Annotated in this window: 23 protein-coding genes; 3 read left to right on the top strand and 20 right to left on the bottom strand. The window is 40.4% G+C overall.

Annotated elements, in window-relative coordinates; all coding sequences use genetic code 11:
• Positions 1-193 precede the first annotated feature (193 nt).
• Genes ACLNCW_RS07580 through ACLNCW_RS07570 form a run of 3 tightly spaced genes read left to right on the top strand, consistent with a single transcriptional unit; the run spans position 194 to position 2,947 of the window.
• Positions 194-1,183, top strand: a complete 990-nt coding sequence (locus ACLNCW_RS07580) for a PTS sugar transporter subunit IIB (RefSeq protein WP_004258131.1) — start codon at positions 194-196, stop codon at positions 1,181-1,183.
• Positions 1,184-1,208: 25 nt separating this feature from the next.
• Positions 1,209-2,012, top strand: coding sequence for a PTS mannose/fructose/sorbose transporter subunit IIC (locus ACLNCW_RS07575; protein WP_000022716.1), 804 nt, complete (start codon positions 1,209-1,211; stop codon positions 2,010-2,012).
• 23 nt (positions 2,013-2,035) lie between these two features.
• Complete coding sequence (locus ACLNCW_RS07570) at positions 2,036-2,947, top strand: PTS system mannose/fructose/sorbose family transporter subunit IID (RefSeq protein WP_203213014.1); 912 nt, start codon at positions 2,036-2,038, stop codon at positions 2,945-2,947.
• 55 nt (positions 2,948-3,002) lie between these two features.
• Here the strand turns inward: ACLNCW_RS07570 and pepC are convergent, their stop codons facing one another.
• The 20 genes from pepC to ACLNCW_RS07470 all read right to left on the bottom strand — a co-directional run bounded on the left by pepC (position 3,003) and on the right by ACLNCW_RS07470 (position 24,100).
• Positions 3,003-4,337, bottom strand: coding sequence for an aminopeptidase C (gene pepC / locus ACLNCW_RS07565; RefSeq protein WP_424845813.1), 1,335 nt, complete (start codon positions 4,335-4,337; stop codon positions 3,003-3,005).
• A gap of 110 nt (positions 4,338-4,447) precedes the next feature.
• Positions 4,448-5,170 (bottom strand): pseudouridine synthase, encoded by a 723-nt coding sequence (locus ACLNCW_RS07560; protein WP_261103670.1) that lies wholly within the window; start codon positions 5,168-5,170, stop codon positions 4,448-4,450.
• A gap of 72 nt (positions 5,171-5,242) precedes the next feature.
• On the bottom strand, positions 5,243-5,473 hold the full coding sequence (locus tag ACLNCW_RS07555; protein ID WP_000901572.1) for a GlsB/YeaQ/YmgE family stress response membrane protein: 231 nt from the start codon (positions 5,471-5,473) through the stop codon (positions 5,243-5,245).
• A gap of 9 nt (positions 5,474-5,482) precedes the next feature.
• On the bottom strand, positions 5,483-6,724 hold the full coding sequence (locus ACLNCW_RS07550) for an aminopeptidase (protein ID WP_414301820.1): 1,242 nt from the start codon (positions 6,722-6,724) through the stop codon (positions 5,483-5,485).
• A 21-nt stretch (positions 6,725-6,745) separates the two neighbouring features.
• Positions 6,746-6,898, bottom strand: coding sequence for a hypothetical protein (locus ACLNCW_RS07545; RefSeq protein WP_000776626.1), 153 nt, complete (start codon positions 6,896-6,898; stop codon positions 6,746-6,748).
• A gap of 73 nt (positions 6,899-6,971) precedes the next feature.
• A complete protein-coding gene (locus ACLNCW_RS07540; protein WP_424845810.1) occupies positions 6,972-8,873 on the bottom strand; it encodes a DUF262 domain-containing protein in 1,902 nt (633 codons plus the stop codon).
• Complete coding sequence (locus ACLNCW_RS07535) at positions 8,867-10,186, bottom strand: DUF262 domain-containing protein (protein ID WP_424845808.1); 1,320 nt, start codon at positions 10,184-10,186, stop codon at positions 8,867-8,869. Before ACLNCW_RS07535 ends, ACLNCW_RS07540 begins: the two co-directional genes overlap by 7 nt.
• 7 nt (positions 10,187-10,193) lie before the next feature.
• Positions 10,194-11,144: a helix-turn-helix transcriptional regulator gene (locus ACLNCW_RS07530; protein ID WP_247947663.1), complete on the bottom strand. Its 951-nt coding sequence runs from the start codon at positions 11,142-11,144 to the stop codon at positions 10,194-10,196.
• Between the two features lie 15 nt (positions 11,145-11,159).
• Positions 11,160-11,663, bottom strand: a complete 504-nt coding sequence (locus tag ACLNCW_RS07525; protein ID WP_049510061.1) for a DnaA ATPase domain-containing protein — start codon at positions 11,661-11,663, stop codon at positions 11,160-11,162.
• Positions 11,664-11,714: 51 nt separating this feature from the next.
• Positions 11,715-12,239, bottom strand: coding sequence for a DnaA ATPase domain-containing protein (locus ACLNCW_RS07520; RefSeq protein ID WP_049510063.1), 525 nt, complete (start codon positions 12,237-12,239; stop codon positions 11,715-11,717).
• Positions 12,240-12,326: 87 nt separating this feature from the next.
• Positions 12,327-16,718 (bottom strand): PolC-type DNA polymerase III, encoded by a 4,392-nt coding sequence (locus ACLNCW_RS07515; RefSeq protein WP_424845805.1) that lies wholly within the window; start codon positions 16,716-16,718, stop codon positions 12,327-12,329.
• A 103-nt stretch (positions 16,719-16,821) separates the two neighbouring features.
• The gene (gene fusA / locus ACLNCW_RS07510; RefSeq protein WP_000090348.1) at positions 16,822-18,903 is read right to left on the bottom strand and encodes an elongation factor G; all 2,082 of its coding nucleotides are present in this window, start codon (positions 18,901-18,903) and stop codon (positions 16,822-16,824) included.
• 279 nt (positions 18,904-19,182) lie between these two features.
• Complete coding sequence (rpsG, locus tag ACLNCW_RS07505; RefSeq protein ID WP_000087873.1) at positions 19,183-19,653, bottom strand: 30S ribosomal protein S7; 471 nt, start codon at positions 19,651-19,653, stop codon at positions 19,183-19,185.
• Positions 19,654-19,672: 19 nt separating this feature from the next.
• On the bottom strand, positions 19,673-20,086 hold the full coding sequence (gene rpsL, locus ACLNCW_RS07500) for a 30S ribosomal protein S12 (protein WP_001142332.1): 414 nt from the start codon (positions 20,084-20,086) through the stop codon (positions 19,673-19,675).
• Between the two features lie 314 nt (positions 20,087-20,400).
• Entirely contained in the window at positions 20,401-21,000 is a 600-nt protein-coding gene (locus ACLNCW_RS07495) for a response regulator transcription factor (RefSeq protein ID WP_020901539.1), read from the bottom strand.
• A gap of 1 nt (position 21,001) precedes the next feature.
• Complete coding sequence (locus tag ACLNCW_RS07490) at positions 21,002-22,093, bottom strand: sensor histidine kinase (RefSeq protein WP_424845803.1); 1,092 nt, start codon at positions 22,091-22,093, stop codon at positions 21,002-21,004.
• Positions 22,093-22,830, bottom strand: a complete 738-nt coding sequence (locus ACLNCW_RS07485; protein WP_070482397.1) for an ABC transporter permease — start codon at positions 22,828-22,830, stop codon at positions 22,093-22,095. The genes ACLNCW_RS07490 and ACLNCW_RS07485 overlap by 1 nt, the downstream gene beginning before the upstream one ends.
• Before the next feature lies 1 nt (position 22,831).
• Positions 22,832-23,716 carry an ABC transporter ATP-binding protein gene (locus tag ACLNCW_RS07480; RefSeq protein WP_049551207.1) on the bottom strand — a complete coding sequence of 295 codons (885 nt, stop codon included), beginning with the start codon at positions 23,714-23,716 and terminating at the stop codon, positions 22,832-22,834.
• A complete protein-coding gene (locus ACLNCW_RS07475; protein WP_004258091.1) occupies positions 23,703-23,897 on the bottom strand; it encodes a hypothetical protein in 195 nt (64 codons plus the stop codon). The genes ACLNCW_RS07480 and ACLNCW_RS07475 overlap by 14 nt, the downstream gene beginning before the upstream one ends.
• Complete coding sequence (locus ACLNCW_RS07470) at positions 23,894-24,100, bottom strand: hypothetical protein (RefSeq protein WP_025170907.1); 207 nt, start codon at positions 24,098-24,100, stop codon at positions 23,894-23,896. The genes ACLNCW_RS07475 and ACLNCW_RS07470 overlap by 4 nt, the downstream gene beginning before the upstream one ends.
• Positions 24,101-24,587 lie beyond the last annotated feature (487 nt).

The following is a 24,587-nucleotide window of genomic DNA, read 5'->3' as shown; positions in this document are numbered from 1 at the left end:
CTTTTTTATATTAAATTTTTAAATAAGGATTCAAAAAAACTTCTCTAAAACTCAATATATCAATATTTTCAGATGTAATCTTTTTAATTATTTTATGATAAATAGTTGATTTTTAGATGAAAACGGTTTATACTTAAAAAGTCTTAAAGTTTTCTTAAACGAAAACTAAAACAAAAAAGGAGGAATGACAATAATGAGTATCGGAATCATTATTGCGAGCCACGGCGAATTTGCTGCGGGTATTCATCAGTCAGGATCTATGATCTTTGGTGAACAAGAAAAGGTTCAAGTTGTAACCTTTATGCCAAATGAAGGTCCTGATGATCTATACGCTAAGTTTAATAACGCTGTTGCTGCATTTGACGCAGAAGATGAGGTTCTAGTTTTGGCTGACCTTTGGAGTGGATCTCCATTTAACCAAGCTAGCCGCGTGATGGGAGAAAATCCTGAGCGTAAGTTTGCCATCATCACAGGACTTAACTTACCGATGTTAATTCAAGCCTACACAGAGCGCCTCATGGACGCTGCTGCAGGTGTAGAAAAAGTCGCTGCTAATATCATTAAAGAAGCCAAAGATGGCATCAAAGCTCTTCCAGAAGAGCTAAACCCAGTTGAGGAAGTAGCAAGCGCTGCAGCTGCTCCAGTTGCCCAAGCTGCTATTCCAGAAGGAACTGTCATCGGAGACGGTAAACTCAAAATCAACCTTGCCCGTCTAGACACTCGTCTACTTCACGGTCAGGTTGCAACTGCTTGGACTCCAGATTCAAAAGCAGATCGTATCATCGTTGCTTCAGATAACGTAGCTAAAGACGAATTACGTAAAGAATTGATTAAACAAGCAGCTCCAGGTAAAGTGAAAGCAAATGTTGTTCCTATCCAAAAACTAATCGACGTTGCAAAAGATCCTCGCTTCGGAGGAACACATGCCCTTATCTTGTTTGAAACACCTCAAGATGCCCTTCGTGCTATCGAAGGTGGCGTGCCAATCAAAACTCTTAATGTTGGATCAATGGCTCACTCAACTGGTAAAACAATGGTTAACAACGTTTTGTCTATGGATAAAGAAGACGTTGCTACATTTGAAAAAATGCGTGACCTTGGTGTTGAATTTGATGTACGTAAAGTACCAAACGACACGAAAAAAGATTTGTTTGACTTGATCAACAAAGCGAACGTGCAATAATCGATTTTATGAAAGGATTTTAAAGATGTCTATTATTTCTATGGTTTTAGTAGTCGTTGTAGCCTTCCTAGCAGGTCTTGAAGGTATCCTCGACCAGTTCCAATTCCATCAACCAATCGTAGCTTGTACCCTTATCGGTCTTGTTACTGGTAACCTTGAAGCAGGGATTATCCTTGGTGGTTCTCTTCAAATGATCGCCCTTGGTTGGGCTAACATCGGAGCTGCCGTAGCTCCTGACGCTGCTCTTGCTTCTGTTGCTGCTGCCATTATCATGGTTCTTGGTGGCGACTTTACTAAGACAGGTATCGGTGTTGCCCAAGCGGTTGCTATCCCTCTTGCAGTTGCTGGTCTATTCTTGACTATGATTGTCCGTACACTCTCTGTCGGATTGGTTCACACTGCTGATGCTTCTGCTAAAAAAGGTGACTTCAAAGCAGTTGAACGTGCTCACTTTGTCGCACTTCTTCTTCAAGGTCTTCGTATTGCAGTCCCTGCAGCACTCCTTCTAATGGTACCAACTGAAACAGTACAAAGCATTCTAAATGCTATGCCTGATTGGCTCAAAGATGGTATGGCTATCGGTGGTGGTATGGTCGTTGCCGTTGGTTACGCTATGGTTATCAACATGATGGCAACTCGTGAAGTATGGCCATTCTTCGCTATCGGTTTCGTGCTTGCTGCCGTGTCAGATATTACTCTAATCGGATTTGGTGCTATCGGTGTTGCTATCGCTCTTATCTACCTTCACCTTTCTAAAACTGGTGGAAATGGTGGCGGAGGAGCCGCAACTTCCAACGACCCAATCGGCGATATCCTAGAAGACTACTAAGATAAGAAAGGACTGAAAACATCATGACTGAAAAACTTCAATTAACTAAATCAGATCGTAAAAAAGTTTGGTGGCGTTCAACTTTCTTACAAGGTTCTTGGAACTATGAACGTATGCAAAACTTGGGTTGGGCTTACTCATTAATTCCAGCTCTTAAAAAACTCTACACTAAAAAAGAAGATCAAGTCGCTGCTCTTGAGCGCCATCTTGAGTTCTTCAACACTCACCCATACGTAGCCGCTCCAATCATGGGGGTTACTCTTGCACTTGAAGAAGAACGTGCTAACGGTGTTGAAATTGATGACGCTGCTATCCAAGGGGTTAAAATCGGTATGATGGGACCTCTTGCTGGTATCGGTGACCCAGTATTCTGGTTTACAGTACGCCCAATCCTTGGATCACTCGGTGCTTCACTTGCCCTTACTGGTAATATCTTAGGTCCAATCCTCTTCTTCGTTCTTTGGAACTTGATTCGTATGTCATTCTTGTGGTATACACAAGAGATTGGATACAAGGCTGGATCAGAAATCACTAAAGATATGTCTGGCGGTATCCTTCAAGACATCACTAAAGGAGCTTCTATCCTTGGTATGTTCATTCTTGCTGTCCTTGTTCAACGTTGGGTAAATATTAAATTTGCTTTCGATGTTGCCAAAGTTCAACTAGATGAAAAAGCTTATATCCATTGGGATAAATTGCCAGAAGGATCTAAAGGTATCCAAGAAGCATTCGCACAAGTAGGACAAGGATTGTCTCAAACACCTGAAAAAGTTACTACTTTCCAACAAAACTTGGATATGTTGATTCCTGGACTATCAGGACTACTCCTTACTTTCCTTTGCATGTACTTGCTTAAGAAAAAAGTATCTCCAATCACTATTATCCTTGCACTCTTCGCAGTGGGTATTGTGGCACATGTTCTTCACATCATGTAATCAAACAACTTAAAAGGAACCAGGTTCTAAAATCTGATTCCTTTTTTCTATGCTTTTATTCTGCCAAGGCTCCCATTGGATCCCATGGTGCAAGTACGATTGGTTCTGCTTCATAAGCAGCTTGTTCTTCTGCTGTCAGCAATTCCTTACGAACAACGATTTGATATGTGTATTCGTCCATCCAAGCGTCTGAGGCAACAAAGTAACCATCTGTACCGACCTTGTCTCCCCATGAGTTTTCAACCTTCCACTTGGTTGACTTCCCATTTTCATCCAAGTCCACACCTGTTAAGACCATAGCGTGGGTCATCAAGCTTTCGCTGTAGTCCAAACGTCCAGCCTTGTCTTGAGTGAGTTTAATGTCCATGCTTGATTCAAAGTCATAAACATCTGTCGCAAGGATTCCAGCTTTGCGGTTGCTGAGCTGGCCGACATCAGAACCAAACCAAACAGTCTCACCTGCTTGCATTTGAGCAATCGCCAACTCTTTCAAGCGCTCCATTGGAACGTTGATGTAACGAACCGCACGGCTACCAACGACATTTCCTAACATCTCAACTGTGTAAGATTGGCCATAAGGTTTGTCAGCAGTTGGGGCGTTGATAACAGAAACATAGTCTTCTAGAGGGAGATTAACATATTTCTTGTAAAACTCTTGTGGTGTGATGCCCTTTTCGCTTTGGTAGTTGTTATCCTTATCGCGATAAGCAAAGTCAAATTTACGTGGTGGAAGGCCTAGGGACATAGCAAGGAAATTAAAGATTTCTTGCAAGAGGTCTTCTTTCTTATCTTGAACAGTCGCGTGGTCTGCGCCAGAAGCGAGCAAGTCACGCAAGATTTGAGCATCTTGGCGAAGCAATTTGTTAAGGACTGCATTTAGCTCACGACTGCTACTAGATGAAACAGACTCAGGGTAAACTGACTTAGGCACGACACCGTATTTCTCAAAGAGAGAAACGACCATATCCCACTGACCACCGTCTTGTTGTGGTGTTTGAAGTAGGAATTTAACCTTACGGCTCGTCAATTCTTGGTCTGCAGTCGCAATGACTTGCTCCAAGAACCAGTTTGATTTCTCATACTTATCCCAGAAGAAAGTATGAGCCTGTGACAACTCAAAATTCTCCAGTTTGTATTGAGAGATAAGCTTATGGCGGAAGGTGTTAAGAGCTGCAAACATCCAGCAACGACCAGACGCTTTCTGGTTTGTTACCTTGTCCTTGGTTAAATCCAATGAGAAAACAGGTGTGTTGTCTACATGGCTTTGACGACGTTCTAGAGCTGCAAAAATTCCATTATGGCTAGCAGCATTTTCAATCGCTTGGTATTTGACATTTGCTTCATAGTTGGCAAATAATTTATCAGTAAATGATTCTTGAATCGCGTTCATAGATTCCTCCTTTTATTCTACAGTCTATTATAACTCTTTTCACAAAGGAAGCAACTGAAAAACATAAAAGGCAAGGATATTCTTCCTCACCTTTTCGAATATAAATCAAATTAAGCAATATTCGCAAGGAGAGCTTCTAACTCTTCCTTGGTCAAGCGACGCCATTCCCCTCGTTCTAAGTTCTCATCCAATACTAGCGTTCCCATAGTCAAACGTTGCAAGTCTACTACTTCCTTGCCACAGTAGCCCACCATACGCTTAACCTGATGAAACTTCCCTTCTGCAATGGTCACACGGATTTGACTTTGATTCTTTTCTGTCTCTATGGACACAAGCTCCAGTTTAGCAGGCTGACAAGTAAAGTCTTTAAGAGGAATTCCCTTGGCAAATGTCTCTACGTCTTCTTGGGTCATAATTCCCTTAACCTGTGCCAGATAGGTCTTATCCACATGACGCTTAGGTGAAAGAAGAGCATGGGCCAGCTGGCCATCATTTGTCAAGAGTAGGAGACCATGCGTATCGATATCCAAGCGTCCTACTGGGAAAACTTCCTTGCTCCGAGCAATATCATCCAGCAAGTCCAGAACGGTTCTGTGCTTGGGATCCTCAGTCGCTGAAATAACTCCTTGGGGCTTATTCATCATGTAGTAGACAAACTCTTCATACTCCAACACTTGCCCATCAAAGCGAATCTCATCTATTTTTTCATCAATCTGCAATTTAGCTGATTTTTCTTTTTTACCATTTACAGTCACGCGCCCAGCCTTGAGCATGTTTTTGACCTCAGTCCGACTCCCCACAGCGCAGGCAACTAAAAATTTATCTAATCTCATAGAACTATTATATCACACTCAAAAGGAGGCTGGTACAATGACCAACCTCCTTTTCATTTCCGATTTAGGAAATTAACTTCCTCGTCTCCAAAAAATAGCTAAAACAATCATGGAACCTAGTACTGCCGGAATAATGGCAGTTCCTGCTATTATCGGTCCCCAAGTCCCAAAAAGCAAGTGCCCTATAAAGGCACCAATCCAGCCTAGAAACATTTTCCCAAAACATCCCATGCGCTCTCCACGATTGGTTAGAGTACCTGCTAAAAATCCCACTAGGAGACCAACGAACATACTTCCTAACATATTATCTCCTTAATTTGCCCAATCTCCGTTACGGAAGAGTGGTACACGTGTCCCATCCTCACGGATACCATCGATATCCATTTGACTAGACCCAATCATAAAGTCCACATGAACATCTGAACGGTTAAGCCCTGCAGCTTCAAGCTCTTCTTCGCTCATCTCTGCTCCACCAACGACGCTAGTCGCATAGGCTGCACCGATAGCCAAGTGGTTTGAAGCATTCTCATCAAAAAGGGTGTTGAAGAAGGTAATGCCTGACTGAGAAATTGGACTTGGATCTGGTACCAAGGCACATTCACCCAAGGCACGCGCACCCGCATTTTCAAAGACAAGGTCTTTCATGACTTGATCGCCTTTTTCTGCAGCAATATCCACAATTTGTCCATCCTTGAAGGTTACTTTAATTCCTTCGATGATATTTCCATTATAGCTAAGCGGTTTTGTAGAAGTGACATAACCATCTGCGCGACGGAAGTCAGGTGCTGTAAAGACTTCCTCTGTCGGCATATTTGGCAAGAATCCTTCGCCCTGTGCATTGATAGCACCAGCTGATTCCCAAACGTGGTTCTTCGGCAAACCAAGTGTCAAATCTGTCCCTGGTGCTGTGTAATGAAGGGCTGAAAATTGCTCTTTATTAAGCATATCTGCCTTGCTCTTGAGGATAGCTGCATGCTCTTCCCAAGCCTTAACAGGATCTTCTTCATAGACACGGCAAGTTTTGAAAATTTGGTCCCAAAGGAGATCGACTGCTTCTTCATCGCTCGCAGCATTTGGAAAGACTTTCTTAGCCCACTCAAGTCCAGCAGCGGCTGCTACAGTCCAACTAACCTTGTTGGATTGAGTTGCGATTCGCATTGGCTTCATGGCAAGTCCCATAGCTTTAGCAGAAGCTGAAAGCTTGTCAGCGTTCACTCCGTTCAAGGCACCTGGATCAGATGAACGAACCCCAAGACGGCTAGCCTTGTTCTCCAAAAGATAGTTCATCTCAGCAACCTTGTATTCTGGCACATTGTCCAGACGCTCCATCGGCGCATGGAGGAATTTCTCACGGTTAATCACATCATCTGTCCACTGAACGATCACCTCATGTGCACCCAAAGCATAAGCTTCTTTGACGATTAAGTGAGCCAACTCACGTTGCTCCACATCGATAGAGAGAGCCAAAGTGTGACCAGGTTGCACGTTGATACCGTTCGCAACCAATAATTTTGCATATTTTTCTAGATTTTCTTTAAAATTTGGTAAAACCATGTTGTTTTCTCTTTTCTATTTTTATTTTTCTTTCAAAGCAGAGAATAATCCTGCTAAAGCAATAGCACCTGACAAGAGTGCTGTTGATAGAAGAATTGTCTGATCAGCAAGTTCTAATTGATATTCAAATACCTTCTCAGCCGGCTTATCTTCCGCAAAAATTCTTAGTTTCATGAAATATCCTCCCTTACTAGTATATCACATATATTGGTATTTTAAAAAACAAGCTTACTGAAGCTTGTTTTAATTAGCTATTACAAAAATTTTGTACATACCTTCCCACTTCTTTTTCCATAGATTGAATCTCACCAATATCCCACCTATTATTTTTAGAAGTTATCTTTGCCATCATCTGTAATTTTAAACTCTGACGATGGAATATCCCTTCTCTTTCCCATTGTTCTAATTTAGCCTCTGGATAGGAATTGCCAAACCTGGAGTTCTGACGATCAGTAATGATACAAAGATTACCAAAGGAATGTAAAAACTCAGAAGATAATTGACTCTCTCCATCATGTCCATTTGGATTCTGAGGATACCAATGCTCTATGGAGCGACGATATGCAAATTTGAAATGATCAAAATTAATATCCTTGTACTCTTTCTCTAATTCGGCACGATTTTTCCATAAAACATAATCTACAAAGTTAAAAGCGTAAACAGGAATTGCCCCATATTTTTTGATACTTTTATCTTCGGTAAACAATCTTTCCTCAGCATATCTCACTGCCATTTTTTCAAGAAAATCCTTAAAGAGACTGGCAAATTCTGTTTGATTTAACTCTTCAATATGGTTAAATAGGAATTGTAAGATTTCATATAACCAACGACTATCTCGATTGGCAGTAAAGGTCACAGCAAACATGGATTGGAGAAGAATGATGTTTTGGTTAATTTCCGAATCCGAAAACGTATTATTAGTAAAACGTTCTTCAACTATGTAATGCTCTTTAGATTTTCCATTTGGTTGATATTCATAACAAGTCCCCTTCTGTAAAAACCATTCATCCTTATTTCTACTTGAAGAATCCGTATTCGAGTTTCTAACGATGTAATTATCGAAAATATGTTTTATTCTAAGAAGAAATTCACTAAATTCAATAACCCAAGTTTTATCTTTATTTTTTATATCAAATAGTGCTAAGAGTTTCTTATCATCTAGTTGAATCTCATCAGTTTTCTTACCTTCCGCAATTGCCAATACATGGAGTAAGAATGTTGGAAAATCAATGATTGTAGTATAATCGCCAAAATCTTTTTCTACTTCTATATTTTTTTCATTTATCTTTTTTCCTAATATATCTGATAACTTTCTTCTTTCATTTTGATGAAAATCAATATCATTATAAATATTATGAAATGAATAATTTGTAAAATGCCATCCAAAAATACGTTCACGTTCTTGAAAGTCATCTGCTCTCTTCCGCCGCATCTTAAACTGACTTGCTACCGGCTTATCAAATTCTGCACAGGCATCCCAAATTCTTGCAAATTTTTGCGCCATTTCTTGATCTTCACCAAATTTAGACATCATTTGTGCTTTAAGAATCTCATGAGCCTCTAGTTGTTCTCCTCGAGAGTTGAAACGTTCGAAATAAAGATTCAAATCTAAATCTTCAGAAAGTATACTCCGAAAAATGATGACATTCTCAAAAAGATAATCAACAAAAGACTGAGGATCAAGACGGCGCTCCTCTAGCACTTTTTTCAATGCATCTTTAGCATATCCGTAACCTCTAGTCAGCTCATTCTCATCGTCCTCTGAAATTTCTTGCTTGGCAAATAGATCTTTAATATTCTTATTTGATTTCTTCCTAGCTGGGAAGGTAAGATTGACAGCTTTCAATCTATCAAAACCAAACTCATGCTTCAAAGCTAAGGCAATCAAATTAAGGGCTGTTGTTCGTTGTTGCCCATCTATGATTTTGAAAATGTCATTCTCTTTATTAACGACTAATGTTCCAATATAGTAGTAATTGTCTCTATTATAGTAATTGTCTCTATTTTCTTGAAAAGCATCTGCTACGTCATTCAATAACTGCTCAATTTCATCATAAGTCCATGCAAAATTTCTCTGATAAAGAGGAATAGCATAGGTATCTTCATTTAACAAACGATTCACTGATAAGCTTATATGTGTTTCTACCATTTACCTTTTTCCTCTTCTATAATCTTGTCCACAGTATAATTTTCAAATAGCTCTCTATCTATCTTGATCATGAAATCATTCGGAGTGACAGCATGAGCTAAAAGTTGAAATAGTTTTTGAACCTCTTTTTGTCTAAACCTTCCACCAGCAGCGTATTTCCCTACCGTTGCATCATATATGGCTTTAGACTTAACCCGAGGGTAATAAGACCAAATAAACAAGGTCTCTACTATCTCCTTTGATAGCTCCTCTTTTCCAAATCTATCTGCGAAAAGCGAGCAAATATTTAGGAATATATTGTGACACTTGAGGTAGCGCCCCTTTGAGCTATTGTAAATGTTCAACATACCTTCTGGGTAAGCTAGATTTTTTTCTCCCTCTGACTCATCAGAGAGTCCTAACTGTTCATTTAAAAATTTTTTATGAACTCTAATAGTTTCATGGACCGATTCAATATACTCAAAAAATTTACTTCCATCAATGATTGGCATAGTAATGGACATGGGGAGATTTTCAATATGACGATACAATTCTAGATATGGAAAGTTCTGATTCAAATCAACGCCTTTAAAATCGTCAATAAAATCCTCTGTAAAACGGAGATAAGATCCATAACGCTTGTTTGTTAATCCTGTCTCTCCTCGAGACCAACGTCTCATACGAAAAAGATGTTTATCAAACAACTCTTTGAGACTTAAATCTTTATCTTCTACAAATTGCTCCCACTTTTCAACAATCTTTTCATCTTCTGAATCTTCCTTGCGAAGATGATATGCTTTGAGCAAATCATGAGGTTCTAAAGATTTTCCACGATTATTCTGAGAATCAAATAACTGAAAGGCCTCTGATAATCGTTCCTGTGGCATAGTAATCACGGAGACAGAACAATTTTCCAATAAAAAGTTGCAAATATCTTTTGCCTGATTTTCGCCGACCAATTGAGTCAAATTTTCCCACTCGTTATAATTTTCACTCGCATGATAGCAAGATAGCTCTCCAAATTCAGCACTCAGCAGTTGATTAGCACCCTTATAATTCTCTAAATCATCTAATAAATGAAGAAACAAGGAAATAGAAATTAGCCGTTGCTGTCCATCGACAATATCTAAGTATTTTTCCTTTTCATGCAAGATTTCATGCAAGATAACGGAACCAATCTGATATTCCTTTTTTCCCATAGCATCTCGTAAATCATAAAAAAGATTACGGATATGTTTTCTGTTCCATTTATATGGTCTTTGATAAGAAGGAATCCGCAAATTCTCTTCTTTCAATAGTTCTCCAACCTTTTTAGAAGTAAATTGAATAGTCATTTTATCCTCATCTATATTTATCTATCATTTCTTTAACTGTTTGCTTCATATCCTCTACTAAAATCCGAGGAGACAAAACAGTAACTGCTTCCCCTTGCCCCAGCAACCAGCGTTTAAGCCCCGGTGTGTGCTGACTCTCAAACTTAAAATGAGTCCAGTAGCCATTTTTCCCAACTATTTTTGCATTTGGAAATTGATCCGTCACAATCGTCGGATCGTACAAATACTCGATTTCAATACTGATTTTCTTCCCGATAAAAGCATCTACTCTCTCGTTACGAATGTCACCATCTCTAAATTTATCTCGATAAGAAATAGAGGGTTTCTCTATATCACTAAGAGACCATGACTGGATACGGTCTACTCTTAAAGTAATATAAGTAGCATGTTTCAACTGGTAGACAACTAGATAGAAATAATGACTATCATAATAAAGAGAGACTGGCAAAACAGTCTGCCTCTTAGAAGACTCAGAATAAGGTTTTTGATAGATAATGTCTAGAACCTGTTCATACAAAATAGCTTCTGATAAATTCCAAATTTTCTCTATTCTATTTTGTTGATCCGTTAAGGGAGCATAGTTCAGCTTTTCACTTCCAATAATCTGCTCGATTTCTTTCCGATCATCACGGGGAACTAAGACCAGTAAATTATGTAGTAAGCTAGCAATTTCTGGTCTATTCAGTGCTCGATTTTCCAATAAAATCTTTGAAATAACGAGAATATCCTTTTTATTAAAAACTGACTTACTTGCTAAACAATACTTATTCGTTTTACGGTTATAAAGTAAATCTCCACTATAACTGGTGTGACTAGATAAAATATCACGGAGTAGCGAAAAATCTCTCTGTATCGTCTTTTCACTAACCTCAAATTCCTGAGCCAGTTGCTTTTTTCCTAACGGAGTCCCAAACTGTAAACGTAAAAAAATCGTTAGCAGTCTCTCTTGATCATTCATTTTCAGTCCTTCTTATTATTTTTCAAGCGATGTTAAACACGCTGTCATCCCCCACTTAAAACGCACAATTAAACGAGATTGAACATTTTTCAACTGATCTGGTTCAGAATCACCAGATAAAACAATTTGCTTATTCTTAATATGTTGAGAATTAAATAGATTAAAAAATTTTTCTTGAATCATATCATCTTTTTCTCCCAATACCTGAATATCATCTACAATTAGGAGATCAAACTCCTCACTTCTAACTTTTTGTATTTCTAGCTCATTTTCCAATAAGTTTTCGGCAGAAATGTATTTTACTCGTTTTTCTGGATTGTTCTCAAGCACCTTATTCCCAATAGCTTGAAGGAGATGTGTTTTACCTGAACCCGATTCCCCATAAATATAAAGGGGATTATATTGTAACCCTAAGTTTTCTACTACAGCTACGGCCCCTTTCTTTGCTAAATCATTACCATCTTTTTCTAGAAAATTTTTTAATTGATATTTGTTATCTAATCCTGTATTGTTCATCATTTTAACCTCTAACTTTGCACTTTATATTCAAAACGATTAAAGCAAAATAAACTAGCCCTTAGGTGATTTCAACTGTACCACTATGCCAGATTCGAAGAACTCAACTACGGATTCAGCCATATTTTTTAAGTCTTCGGGTAAGCAGTCTGAATATACAATGAAGAGTTTGTTTCTTTTCTTACTCTCTTTGAATCGCTGCATCCAGTATTCCTGTACCCTTTGATCAGCCTCTCCCAAAAATTGAACTCCATCCAGAAAAATCAAATCATACTCTGTATACCCCATTTGCAGTTTCATCCATTGACTATGTTTAGAAAAAATCAAATTATCTCTCACTCGATAATATGCAAGTGATGCTATTGGAGTAACAGGTTTTATTTTAGTTAACGTATAATAAAACAAATGCCATCTATCAGTCTCTGAAATACCGCAAATGTAAATACATTGAGAATCTTCTTTTAAGTCTATTTGTGGGAATCCGGTCCAATCATTCCCATCATCTTTCAAGCCTTTTTCAAAATTATAAATTTCCTCTTCAATTGACACATTAGAATTTAAAATTTCTTGATTCACCATATTATACTCTCTTTTCTATTATTTTTAAGAGAATTATAACAAATCAAGTGGACATATTTTGTCCACTTGATCAAAATAAGCAATTTTTTAAAACAACTCATCAAACAAACTCAACTGGTTATCCTCTGGCATATTGCCGAGAATGCCCATTTCATCCATCTTTTCAACCAAGGTTGAGGAAAGTCCGCCACGCTTGCGTAATTCTGTTTTAGAAAGAAATTCTCCCTCTTCACGCGCTCGTACCAACTGCTTGGCAACGTTCTCTCCCAGACCATCCATTGCTACAAATGGCGGAATGAGGGTATCCCCATCGATGAGGAACTCTGTCGCCTGACTACGGTAGAGATCGAGTTTTCCAAACTTGAAACCACGTTCCCACATTTCATTGACAATCTCAAGAGTTGTATAAAGATCAATCTCCACATTAGAAGCCTCATTGTTCTTCCGTTTTTCAGAGATTTCTTCCATTCTGCGCTTGATAGCATCCAAGCCCGCCCCCATGGTCTTGATATCAAATGCCTTAGCACGGATTGAGAAGTAAGCACAGTAGTAATAAATAGGGTGGTGAACCTTAAAGTAGGCTACACGCAAGGCCATCATAACGTAGGCTGCCGCATGGGCTTTAGGGAACATGTACTTAATTTTTCCACAGGACTCGATATACCACTCTGGCACCTTATTAGCCTTCATAGCTTCGATATAGCCATTTCTTTCCTCTTCGGAAATCTTCAGCCACAAGCCCTTACGTACGCGTTCCATGATGGTAAAGGCCATCTTAGGTTCCAGACCCGCATGCATAAGGTAAACCATGATGTCGTCCCGACAACCGATAACAGTTGATAGGTCCGCTATTCCTTGTTTAATCAAATCTTGTGCATTGCCCAGCCAAACGTCGGTACCGTGGGATAGACCTGAGAGCTGAAGCAACTCCGCAAAAGTCGTCGGATGGGTTTCATCGACCATCCCACGTACAAAGTTGGTTCCAAACTCTGGAATCCCCAGCATGCCCGTAGGCGTTCCGATTTGCTCAGGTGTTACCCCTAACACATCCGTCCCAGAAAAGAGGGCCATTACGCCTTCGTCATCCATAGGAATTTCATTAGGGTCAATCCCAGACAAGTCCTGCAGTTTCCGAATCATGGTCGGATCATCATGTCCTAGTACATCGAGTTTGAGGACGTTCTCGTCGATATCATGGAAGTTAAAGTGAGTGGTCTGCCATTCAGCCGTCACATCATCCGCTGGATACTGGACAGGCGTAAAGTCGTAGACATCCATGTAGTTAGGAATAACAACGATTCCCCCTGGGTGTTGTCCTGTCGTTCGTTTGACACCAGCAGCTCCCTGGGCTAGACGTTCCACCTCTGCATCACGATAAAACTTGCCATAATCTCGCTCATAGCCCTTGACAAATCCATAAGCGGTCTTGGCAGCCACCGTACCAACCGTTCCTGCACGGAAGGCATATTCCTCACCAAAGATATCACGCACATCCAAGTGGGCGCTAGGCTGATCCTCTCCCGAAAAGTTCAAGTCAATATCGGGAACCTTATCTCCATCAAAACCAAGGAAGGTCTCAAACGGAATATCCTGCCCATTTTTGCTGAGTTTGTGACCACAGTTCGGACAGTCCTTATTGGGCATATCAAAACCTGAACCATAAGAACCATCCGTGATAAACTCACTGTACTGACACTGACCACAGACATAGTGAGGAGAGAGAGGATTGACCTCTGTAATCCCAATCATGGTCGCAACGAAACTAGATCCGACAGATCCTCGAGAACCTACCAAGTAACCCCGTTCATTGGAACGTTGCACCAGCATCTGGGAAGCCAGATAAATCACGGCAAATCCATTCCCCAGAATAGAAGTTAATTCTTTTTCAATCCGCAAATCGACAATATCTGGCAGTGGATTTCCATAAATCTCAAAGGCCTTCTTATAGGTCAATTCAGCGACCGTTTCTTCAGCCTTGTCAATGAAAGGCGTATACAAGTCACCCTTAACAACCTCAACGGGTTCAAAGATTTCTGCCAAGGCATTGGTGTTTTCAATAACCAACTTCCGAGCTAATTCCTCTCCCAAGAAGGCAAATTCATCCAACATCTCATTAGTCGTTCGAAAATGAGCCTTTGGAAGTGGTGCTGGTTGGGCATGTTCTCCATGACCGATAGTTCGGTTAATCATAGCCCCCTGTCCCAAACTACGGACGATAATTTCACGGTAAATCTCTTCTTCTGGTTCGATATAGTGAACATTTCCGGTAGCCAAAACGGGCTTGCCAAGGCGTTCTCCAACCTCTATCAAACTTTTGATAATGGTCTGGAGTTCTTCCATATCCTTAACCTGCTCCTTGGCAATCAGTGGCGCGTAGATAGCTGGAGGCATGACCTCGATAAAATCATAATACTTGGCCACCTCAACCGCCGCATCCACACCTTGAGAAACAACTGCATCGAAAACTTCGCCTTCAGAGCAAGCTGAGCCTAAAATCAAACCTTCCCGATGGGCATCTAAAACCGTTCTCGGAACCCGTGGCACCCCTTCAAAGTACTTGGTATTGGATAAAGAAACCAGCTTAAAGATATTTTTTAGACCTACCTGATTCTTGACATAGATGGTCGCATGCTTGATCCGAGCTTTTTTATAAGAATCTGGACTAATCAAATCGATGTTAAGTCTAGCCAAGTCGGTTACACCATGTTTTTCTGCCACCTCTTTGATAAAGATGAAGAGCAGACGACCAGTAGCTTCCGCATCGTAGTTGGCCATGTGGTGATGTTCTAAGGCCACACCAAAACGCTTGGTCAAAGGTCCCAAACCATGACGTTTATACTCAGGATAGAGATTTCTAGCAAACTCCAGCGTATCAATAACTGGCTGACTAATCTTTGGCAGACCATGACGCTCATAGTTGGCATTCATAAATCCAACGTCAAAGGTAGCATTGTGGGCAACTAAGACCGTATCCTTGCAGAATTCTTGGAATTCTTGCAAAACTTGTTCCAGTGGTTTGGCATTTTTGACATGGTCATCTGTAATTCCAGTCAACTCAGTAGTAAAAGCTGACAAGGGATGTCCAGGATTGATAAATTCATCAAATTCAGCAATAACATTCCCCTTGTACATCTTAGAGGCCGCAACCTGAATCAAATCATTATAGATAGCTGAAAGCCCCGTCGTTTCCACGTCAAAGACCACGTAGGTCGCTTCCGACAAGTCCATCTCCACTTCGTTGTAGACGATAGGGACACGGTCCTCCACGATATTGGCTTCCATACCATAGATCAGCTGGATTCCCGCTTTCTTAGCCGCCTTATAGCCATGTGGGAAGGACTGGACATTCCCGTGGTCCGTGATGGCAACAGCCTTGTGTCCCCACTTAGCAGCTGTCGCAACTATTTCTTCAACCTCTGGGAGAGCATCCATGGTCGACATGTTAGTATGAGCATGAAACTCAACCCGCCGTTCTCCTTCTGGCATTAAATCCTTCCGCTCATAGTGAACAACTTCCTGCACATCCTGCACGTTCATCGTCAAATCGCGTGTGAAGTTATTCATCTCCACATTCCCACGAACTCGGAGCCAAGAATTTTTCTTAATTAGATCAAACTTCTGAGCCTCTTCCTCGTTCTTAACCCACTTTTGCATCGAAAAACTTGAAGTGTAGTCCGTCATTTTAAAGTTGATCAAAACACGCCCTGTTCTGGTCACTTTTTGCTCCACATCAAAAACAACCCCTTCGAAGACTAGACGATTTTCCTCCGTCGTCACTTCGATCATAGGAGTAATCTCTGCCTTATCTAGCTTGGGTTTAGCTGCAGCTTTTTTGGCTTGAAAATCAAAGGCTGGTTTCTCTTCTGCTGGAGGAGGTGCCATCTGTTCTAGTTGTTCTATAGCACGGAGCGCTTCCTCATTGGCAGCTTGAACAATCTGCTCATTTTCAGCATGAAAGGCCTCTTCCTGCTCTTGGGTCAGCACATCATTTTTCTCTACTTGACAAGTAAAAGTTGGAAAACCAAACTTTTCAAGTTGTTTGGCTAAATTAGGAAGATGATTCTTCTTAAAATGTTCCTTATCAATCGCCTCAGAACCCTCAATAAAGAGTTGATTTCCCTCAGCACGAACTTGCAAATTCTGATAAAGAGATTTAAAACCTTGGCTAGCACATGGCCCTTCAGAAAAAGCCTCTCTATAGTAGGACTGCAAGAGTTGATTTGAAAATTCTTGAGACAGAGCCTTGATTTCGAAAATAGCTTTATTGCCTGTCTTAGAAAATTCTTCGCTCAAACCTTTCTTTATTTCTAAAAAGATTTCAATCGGTAAAATATTAGAAAATACGAAATGAAATTCCCATACCTTACTAATTTTATGAACCACAACTCGCTCAATATCGGCCTGCGCTAAAGCAGGAGCCTGTCTCATTTCAGCAGGCATCCCCAGTTGATTCATCAAAATTTCAAAACTATTTGACATTCATTTTCCTCACATTATTCTCCTACTATTTTACCATACTTAGAGGTGTTTTCTAAAGACAAAAGGAAGCCACTAAGTGACTTCCTTCTAGAGTGAGGACTGATTAGTCTTCACCTTTGTTTTTCTTAATGATTTCTTCTTGTACTGACTTAGGTACATCTTCGTAGTGGTCAAATACCATCATGAATGTACCACGTCCTTGAGATGCAGAACGAAGAACTGTTGCGTAACCGAACATTTCAGCAAGTGGAACGTAAGCACGAACGATTTGGCTGTTACCATGTGCTTCCATACCATCTACACGTCCACGACGAGCAGTTACGTGACCCATAACATCACCAAGGTTTTCTTCTGGAACAGTGATTGTTACAAGCATCATTGGTTCAAGGATAGCTGGTTGTGCTGATTTAGCAGCTTCTTTAAGGGCAAGTGAAGCCGCGATCTTGAAGGCAGTTTCAGATGAGTCGACATCGTGGTATGAACCATCGTAAAGCTTAGCTTTAACGTCAACCATTGGGTAACCTGCAAGTACACCGTTAGCCATAGATTCTACCAAACCTTTTTCAACCGCTGGGATAAATTCGCGAGGAACCACACCACCGACGATTGCGTTTTCGAATTCGAATCCTTTACCTTCTTCGTTTGGAGTAAATTCAATCCATACATCACCAAATTGACCTTTACCACCAGACTGACGTTTGAAGAATCCACGTGCTTGAGTAGAAGCGCGGAATGTTTCACGGTAAGATACTTGAGGAGCACCTACGTTCGCTTCAACTTTGAACTCACGACGCATACGGTCAACAAGGACGTCAAGGTGAAGCTCACCCATACCAGAGATAACTGTTTCACCAGTTTCAACGTTTGTTTCAACGCGGAATGTTGGATCTTCTTCAGCCAATTTTTGAAGGGCAATACCCATCTTGTCTTGGTCAGCTTTAGATTTTGGTTCAACCATCAATTGGATAACTGGTTCTGGAACGTTGATTGACTCAAGGATGATTTTAGCTTTTTCATCTGTCAATGAGTCACCAGTTGTAGTATCTTTCAAACCAACGGCAGCAGCGATATCACCTGAGTAAACAGTGTCGATTTCTTGACGGCTGTTAGCGTGCATTTGAAGGATACGTCCGATACGCTCACGTTTACCTTTAGAAGTGTTCAATACGTATGAACCTGATTGAAGAACACCTGAGTATACACGGAAGAATGTCAAACGACCTACGAATGGGTCTGTCATGATCTTGAAGGCAAGAGCTGCAAATGGCTCTTCATCAGATGCTGGACGAGTTTCTTCTTCATCTGTATCTGGGTTGATACCTTTGATCGCTGGGATGTCAAGTGGGCTTGGAAGGTAGTCAATAACCGCATCAAGCATCAATTGAACACCTTTGTTCTTGAAGGCAGAACCACACAATACTGGGAAGAATTCAACGTTGATAGTTGCTTTACGGATACCAGCTTTCAATTCTTCGTTAGTGATTTCTTCACCTTCGAGGTATTTCATCATCAATTCTTCGTCAGTTTCAGCAACTGCTTCGATCAATTTTTCACGGTATTCTTGAGCTTGGTCAAGGTATTCAGCTGGGATGTCTTCTTCAAGGATATCTGTACCAAGGTCGTTAGTATAGATTTCAGCTTTCATCTTGATCAAGTCGATGATACCACGGAAGTCATCTTCAGAACCGATTGGCAATTGGATTGGGTGTGCATTTGCTTGAAGACGATCGTGAAGTGTGCTTACAGAGTAAAGGAAGTCAGCACCGATTTTGTCCATTTTGTTGGCAAATACGATACGTGGAACTCCATACTCAGTTGCTTGACGCCAAACTGTTTCAGTTTGAGGCTCAACACCTGATTGTGAGTCAAGAACGGTAACCGCACCATCCAATACACGAAGAGAACGTTGTACTTCGATTGTGAAGTCCACGTGTCCTGGTGTGTCGATGATGTTTACGCGGTGGTTGTTCCATTGAGCTGTTGTCGCAGCAGATGTGATAGTGATACCACGCTCTTGCTCTTGCTCCATCCAGTCCATTTGTGACGCACCTTCGTGAGTTTCACCGATTTTGTGGATTTTACCAGTGTAGTAAAGAATACGCTCAGTAGTTGTTGTTTTACCAGCATCGACGTGAGCCATGATACCGATATTACGAGTTTTTTCAAGTGAAAATTCGCGTGCCATGAGGTTTGTTTCTCCTATTTATTTTTGATTTCTATTCTATTATAACATGATTTTAATAAAAACGGATAGGCAGGACCTACCCGTTCTCAATGTTTTCATGCTATTGTTGGTTTCAACTTGTAGATTTACAAATTGAATTGAACTCGGGCTAAAGTTAATTAGCCGATTTGAGCCGGAACGGGATGCTGTGTGAAAAAGATAAACTTCCTTGTATTCGTCGAATACTGCGTCAGTTTCCTATTTTCACCTTGCATCCTTACCGTTCCTAGCATCATGATTTTACCAACGGAAGTGTGCGAATGCACGGTTAGCTTCAGCCATACGGTGAGTGTCTTCACGTTTCTTAACTGCTGCACCAGTGTTGTTAGCAGCATCCAAGATTTCTTTTGCAAGACGGTCTTGCATTGTGTGTTCACCACGAAGACGAGCGATTGTTACCAACCAACGAAGTCCAAGTGTTGTACGACGTTCTGGACGAACTTCAACTGGGACTTGGTAGTTAGAACCACCAACACGACGTGCACGTACTTCAAGTACAGGCATGATGTTTTCCATAGCTGTTTCAAATACTTCAAGTGCATCGTTGCCAGTAGCTTCTTTGATTTGCTCAAAAGCACCGTAAACGATTGAAGCAGCTGTACCACGTTTACCGTCAAGCATAACGCGGTTGATAAGACGAGTAACTAATTGTGAATTGTAAAGCGGATCTGGCAATACGTCACGTTTTGGAGCTCTATTTTTACGACTCATTTCTCTTTATCCCCTTTCCTTATGCTTTTGGACGTTTAGTACCGTATTTAGAACGGCCTTGTTTACGATCGTTAACACCTGCAGTATCAAGTGCACCACGGACGATATGGTAACGTACCCCTGGAAGGTCTTTTACACGTCCACCGCGAAGAAGCACCACGCTGTGCTCTTGCAAGTTGTGTCCGATACCTGGGATGTAGGCAGTAACTTCGATAAGGTTGCTCAAACGTACACGAGCGAATTTACGAAGGGCTGAGTTAGGTTTTTTAGGTGTCATTGTTCCAACACGAGTTGCAACACCACGTTTTTGTGGTGAAGAAACGTTTGTTTGAACTTTTTTATGACTGTTGTAACCAACGTTCAAAGCTGGTGATTTAGATTTTTCTACTTTTGATTTACGCGGTTTGCGAACCAATTGGTTAATTGTAGGCATCTACATTCTCCTGTGTTTTTTTATTTTTGGTGATGATACACTTGGTGACAGCTATCATCTGTGTGTACTTTTGCAACATTTGTCAGCACGTCCCTGTACACTCTTGAGAGACCAAAAGTAAAAAGTACCGTCTATTATTGTATCAAAATTTTCTATTGGTTGTCAAGATATTTTTCTTTTTCATTCTTAATTTTAGCTCTTTTGTAGTGCTCCCCCAAAAAAGAAAAAGGAGGAATCCCACCCTCCTAAAGTTAGTATTGTTCCATTCAATCCCATCAATTTTAGCACATAATGGTTTTCGAGATATGATAGTATCACAACCAACCAGATTCTTTCGCGATATTAGCTGCCTCTGTTCGATTACCAGCATCTAGTTTAGAAAGAATATTGGTGACATAGTTTCGGACGGTTCCGTTTGATAAATAAAGTTGATCTGCAATTTCTTGGTTAGACAAGCCTTGAGCAATTCCCTTTAAAACGGCGATTTCTTGCTCTGTTAATGGATTGGGATGGGTCATAACTACTTCCATCAATTCAGGCGAATACTCCTTGCGTCCTTCGAGGACAGTATGCAAAGTTTGCATGAGGTCTGCAATTCTTCTTTCTTTCAAGACATACGCATCTACTCCAGCCTTGACCGCACGTTCAAAATAACCTGGGCGCTTGAAGGTCGTTACCACAACCACCTTTGTTTCTAGCTTTTCTGATCGTATCCACTCCAGCACTTCAAGACCTGTCTTAACAGGCATCTCTACATCAAGAATGGCGATATCTACGGACTCTTTTTCTAAGAGTTGGATTGCTTCTTGTCCATTCTTGGCTTGTAAGACAGACTCTACATCGGCTTGAAAGGCAAGCAACTGGCACATGGCATCTCGTAACATACTTTGATCTTCTGCAACAAGTAGTTTCATCTTAGTTTCTCTCCTTATAAGGTAGTCGAACTTGCACTTCCGTTGGTTGTTTCTGACTGATTACTCTTACTTCTCCTGAAAATGGAAGAACACGATCTCGAACTGTATGGAGGTCATCCCCCTTTATAGAAGTAAAGCCACAGCCATCATCTCTCACTGTTAGAATGAGTTCTTTCTCTGTCCGTTCTAATTTCAAGTAGACTTTAGACGCTTTAGCATGTTTGATGATATTGGTCACTAATTCAAGCAAAATCATGGAAGCCGTTGACTCCAATTCCTGAGTATGGCTAGCTGTATCTAGTTGATTAGCTATTTCCACCTCAATTCCAGCAATTTCTAACATCTTTTTCACAGTCTCTAGTTCGGATGTCAAAGTTCTAGACTTAAGATTTTCCACAATGGTTCGCACTTCACGCATTGATTCTTTGCTAATTTGCTGTATTTCTCTTAATTCCTTTTCCACCTGTGGGTAAGCCTGCATTTGAAATAACTGCAAGGCTAGATCAGTTTTAACACTAAGCATAGCAAAGGTATGTCCCAAGCTATCATGCAAATCCTGACCGATACGACTACGTTCATTTTCAGCAAGCAATAGATTTATCTGGGCATTTTGCTTAGCCTGAGCTTCTTTCAAATCCTCCACAATACGAATCCGAACCAAGCCAAAAGTCATTAAATCGATAAAAGTGAGAATTCCAAGTAGATAGACTAGAAACTCAACTTCCTGAAAAATCAACAGTTGCCCCACAACAAGGACTTGAGCAAGGAGAAAAGTCCGGACATGTAAAGAATTAAAACTACGTACGCCGAAATGATAAATTAAGAGATTGGCAAGGAAAAAGAAGAACCAGATATAATTTACACCAACAAAGGCGGTATTCCCAGCTACATAGGCTAGCATGATAACCCAACAGAGCCAGGATAAGCGCTGACTCTTGGTGGTTAAAACGCCTAAGTAAGCCACCACAAATAGAATATCAATCAACAAATGCCAGCTAGGTAGCTCCCCAGTCACTACAGGAACGATGGGAAAAACCATAAAAATCAAACTGGCCCAATACATATAGTCTATGCTTTTCAGTCTTTCAAGCATTAAGCATTCTCCTTATGACCTTGAAGGTAAATGGTCAAACCAAACAAAACTGTTGAAAAAACAAGTAGATAAACTGTTGCTGATAAATTGATGCCATCCTCGTTTAAGAAGGTCTTGAGCAACTCCATCAACTGATAAGTTGGTAGGCACTTCCCGATTGCTTGCATCCAGTCTGGAAATAAAGAGATGGGCATCCAGAGTCCGCCTAAAACAGCCAAGCCTAGATAGAGAAGATTTCCCACGACAGACATCAGCTGACTAGAAGGCAAGAGTGTCAAGGTCAAGCCAAGCGCTACAAAAGCTACACTTCCTACTATCAGCAAGAGCGCAGCCCCAATCCAGCTTCCTAGAGGCATATCCACACCTCTAACCAAGTGCCCAACTGAGAAAACAACCAAGATTGAAACCAAATAATCAACCATCATACTTGTTATCTTTGATAGATAATATTCTACCATATTTACTGGAGTATGGCGCAATGTTTTCTGCCAGTTGTTGATTTTATCGGTATGTAAGACAGCTGGAAATGAAAACATGGCTGTCGACATCATGGAAAAGGCCGTCATAGAGATGAGGTAGTCACGCATAAAATTAGCTGGCCCATCTGGTGTATCCTGGTACATGCCTGAAAAGAATAAATAGAAGGCCGTCGGCATCCCTACTGACAATAGATAAGTTACTAATTGTCGTTTGGTCAATAGAAATTCTATCTTGTTTAGTGCGATCCATCGTTTCATCTTAGTCATCTCCTTTTTGTGTTTCTTCAAAGATTGTATCTAGCAAACTACGGTTATTAACTTCAATTTCTTGAATCCTACATCCTGCTTGCACTAACAGTTGCCAGAAAGCATCCGCTTCACGTGTAACTACTTGCAGGGCATCTTGTTTTTGTGACCAGTTTTCAACCAAGTTTGACTGCTCAACGACTTCCTTGTATGCTAGAGGAAGGATAAAGTGCTTTTCAATCTCCTCACTGCGCATGGCTAGAGGTGTTGTATCGCGAATCAACTCTCCCTTATTCAAGACCAAGATTCGGTCCGCTGTATGCTCTACTTCTTCGATATAATGGGACGAATAGAGAATGGTAACTCCCTTAGCTTTTAGCTCCTGAACAATTTCCCAAAAGCGTTGACGGGTTGAAGTATCCATGGCAGCAGTTGGTTCATCTAAAAAAACAAGCTTTGGTCGCCCAATCAAGGTCAAGACAAAAGAGAAAAGACGCTTTTGTCCACCTGACAATTTTTCTGCCAATTGCTCTTTTTGTTGCTTGTCAAACTGCAATAGTTGGTCGATTTCCCGGTTGCTCAAGGGATTTGGGTAAATGCTTTGAAAGAAAGCAATCAACTCTTTTACCTTTAGTTTCTGAACGATTACATTCTCTTGAGGGAGGTAGGATCTTGTATAGCCTAACTGAGAACTCGTCACTGGCAAGCCTTGGATAGATACTTGACCGCTTGTGACCAGTTTATCACCAAGCAAACAGTCCAAGAGTGTGGTCTTTCCAGCACCATTGGGACCAATCAAGGCGACGCATTCACCTTCTGTTACCTCAAAGGAAATATCCTTCAAAATAGCCTTGCCCTTGATGTTTTTATTTAGGCTTTCTACCTTAATCATGTTCATCATATTCTCCTTTCAGCCACTCCTTTCCCATAGGAAAGGCGATAAAAATCATAAATCCTAATCCCCAGGCACCACGGATGAATTGGTGAAGGAAGGCTTGATCAAACCAACCTGTAAACATTTCTACCAACCATACCACTAGTGATAGTCCAATAAAAAGATAGAGAAACGCTTTTTTCATTTTTCAAACTCCTTTTTCACATCTGAGACTAATTTCAAACCTTCTCGGATAAGCCAGGACATCATTCCAAATCCTGCAAATAGCTCCCAAGGAAAATGATAGAAATCTTCATCCAATCCTGAGAACATGAGATAAGTCATGACTCCTGCTGCTACTAAACTCATTGCGACAATTACTTTATGTTTCATTTTTTCTTCCTCCATTTGATACATCTAGTATAACTCTTTGAAGGTAGAATCGCTAGAAGCTTCTGTCATGAGGAAATATGACAAATGTCATAAAAGATTCTATTTAAAAGAATCAAGAAACATTACACAACAAGATACAGAGTATGAAAGAATCTATAGTACCTCCATCAAAGTGATATCAAATTTAGACTATAACGTAAACTAATACGCATTTAAAATCAAAAGATCGGAAATTTTTATCGTACAAAACATATATATTATAGGTAGCACAAAAAAACTCTTCATTTACTTTCTTAAAAGTTTGTGAGAATTATACAATCTGTTAAATTTTAATTTATGTACCTAAACTACAGTAATCATTGAACAAATCAGGAAACAAAAAAGTATACTCAATCAAAATGAATTACTGAAATTAAAAAAGAGAGAAGCAAACTGATTCTCTCTTAATGTATATAATATCTAGTTAAAACAAAAAAGATACGCTTACGTATCTCTGTAATGA

It is taken from the genome of Streptococcus sp. CL6.22 (assembly GCF_049738055.1).
Taxonomy (GTDB): Bacteria; Bacillota; Bacilli; order Lactobacillales; family Streptococcaceae; genus Streptococcus; species Streptococcus mitis_DJ.
Note: the sequence above shows the minus strand (reverse complement) of the source record. Positions and strands in the feature narration are given on the sequence as shown.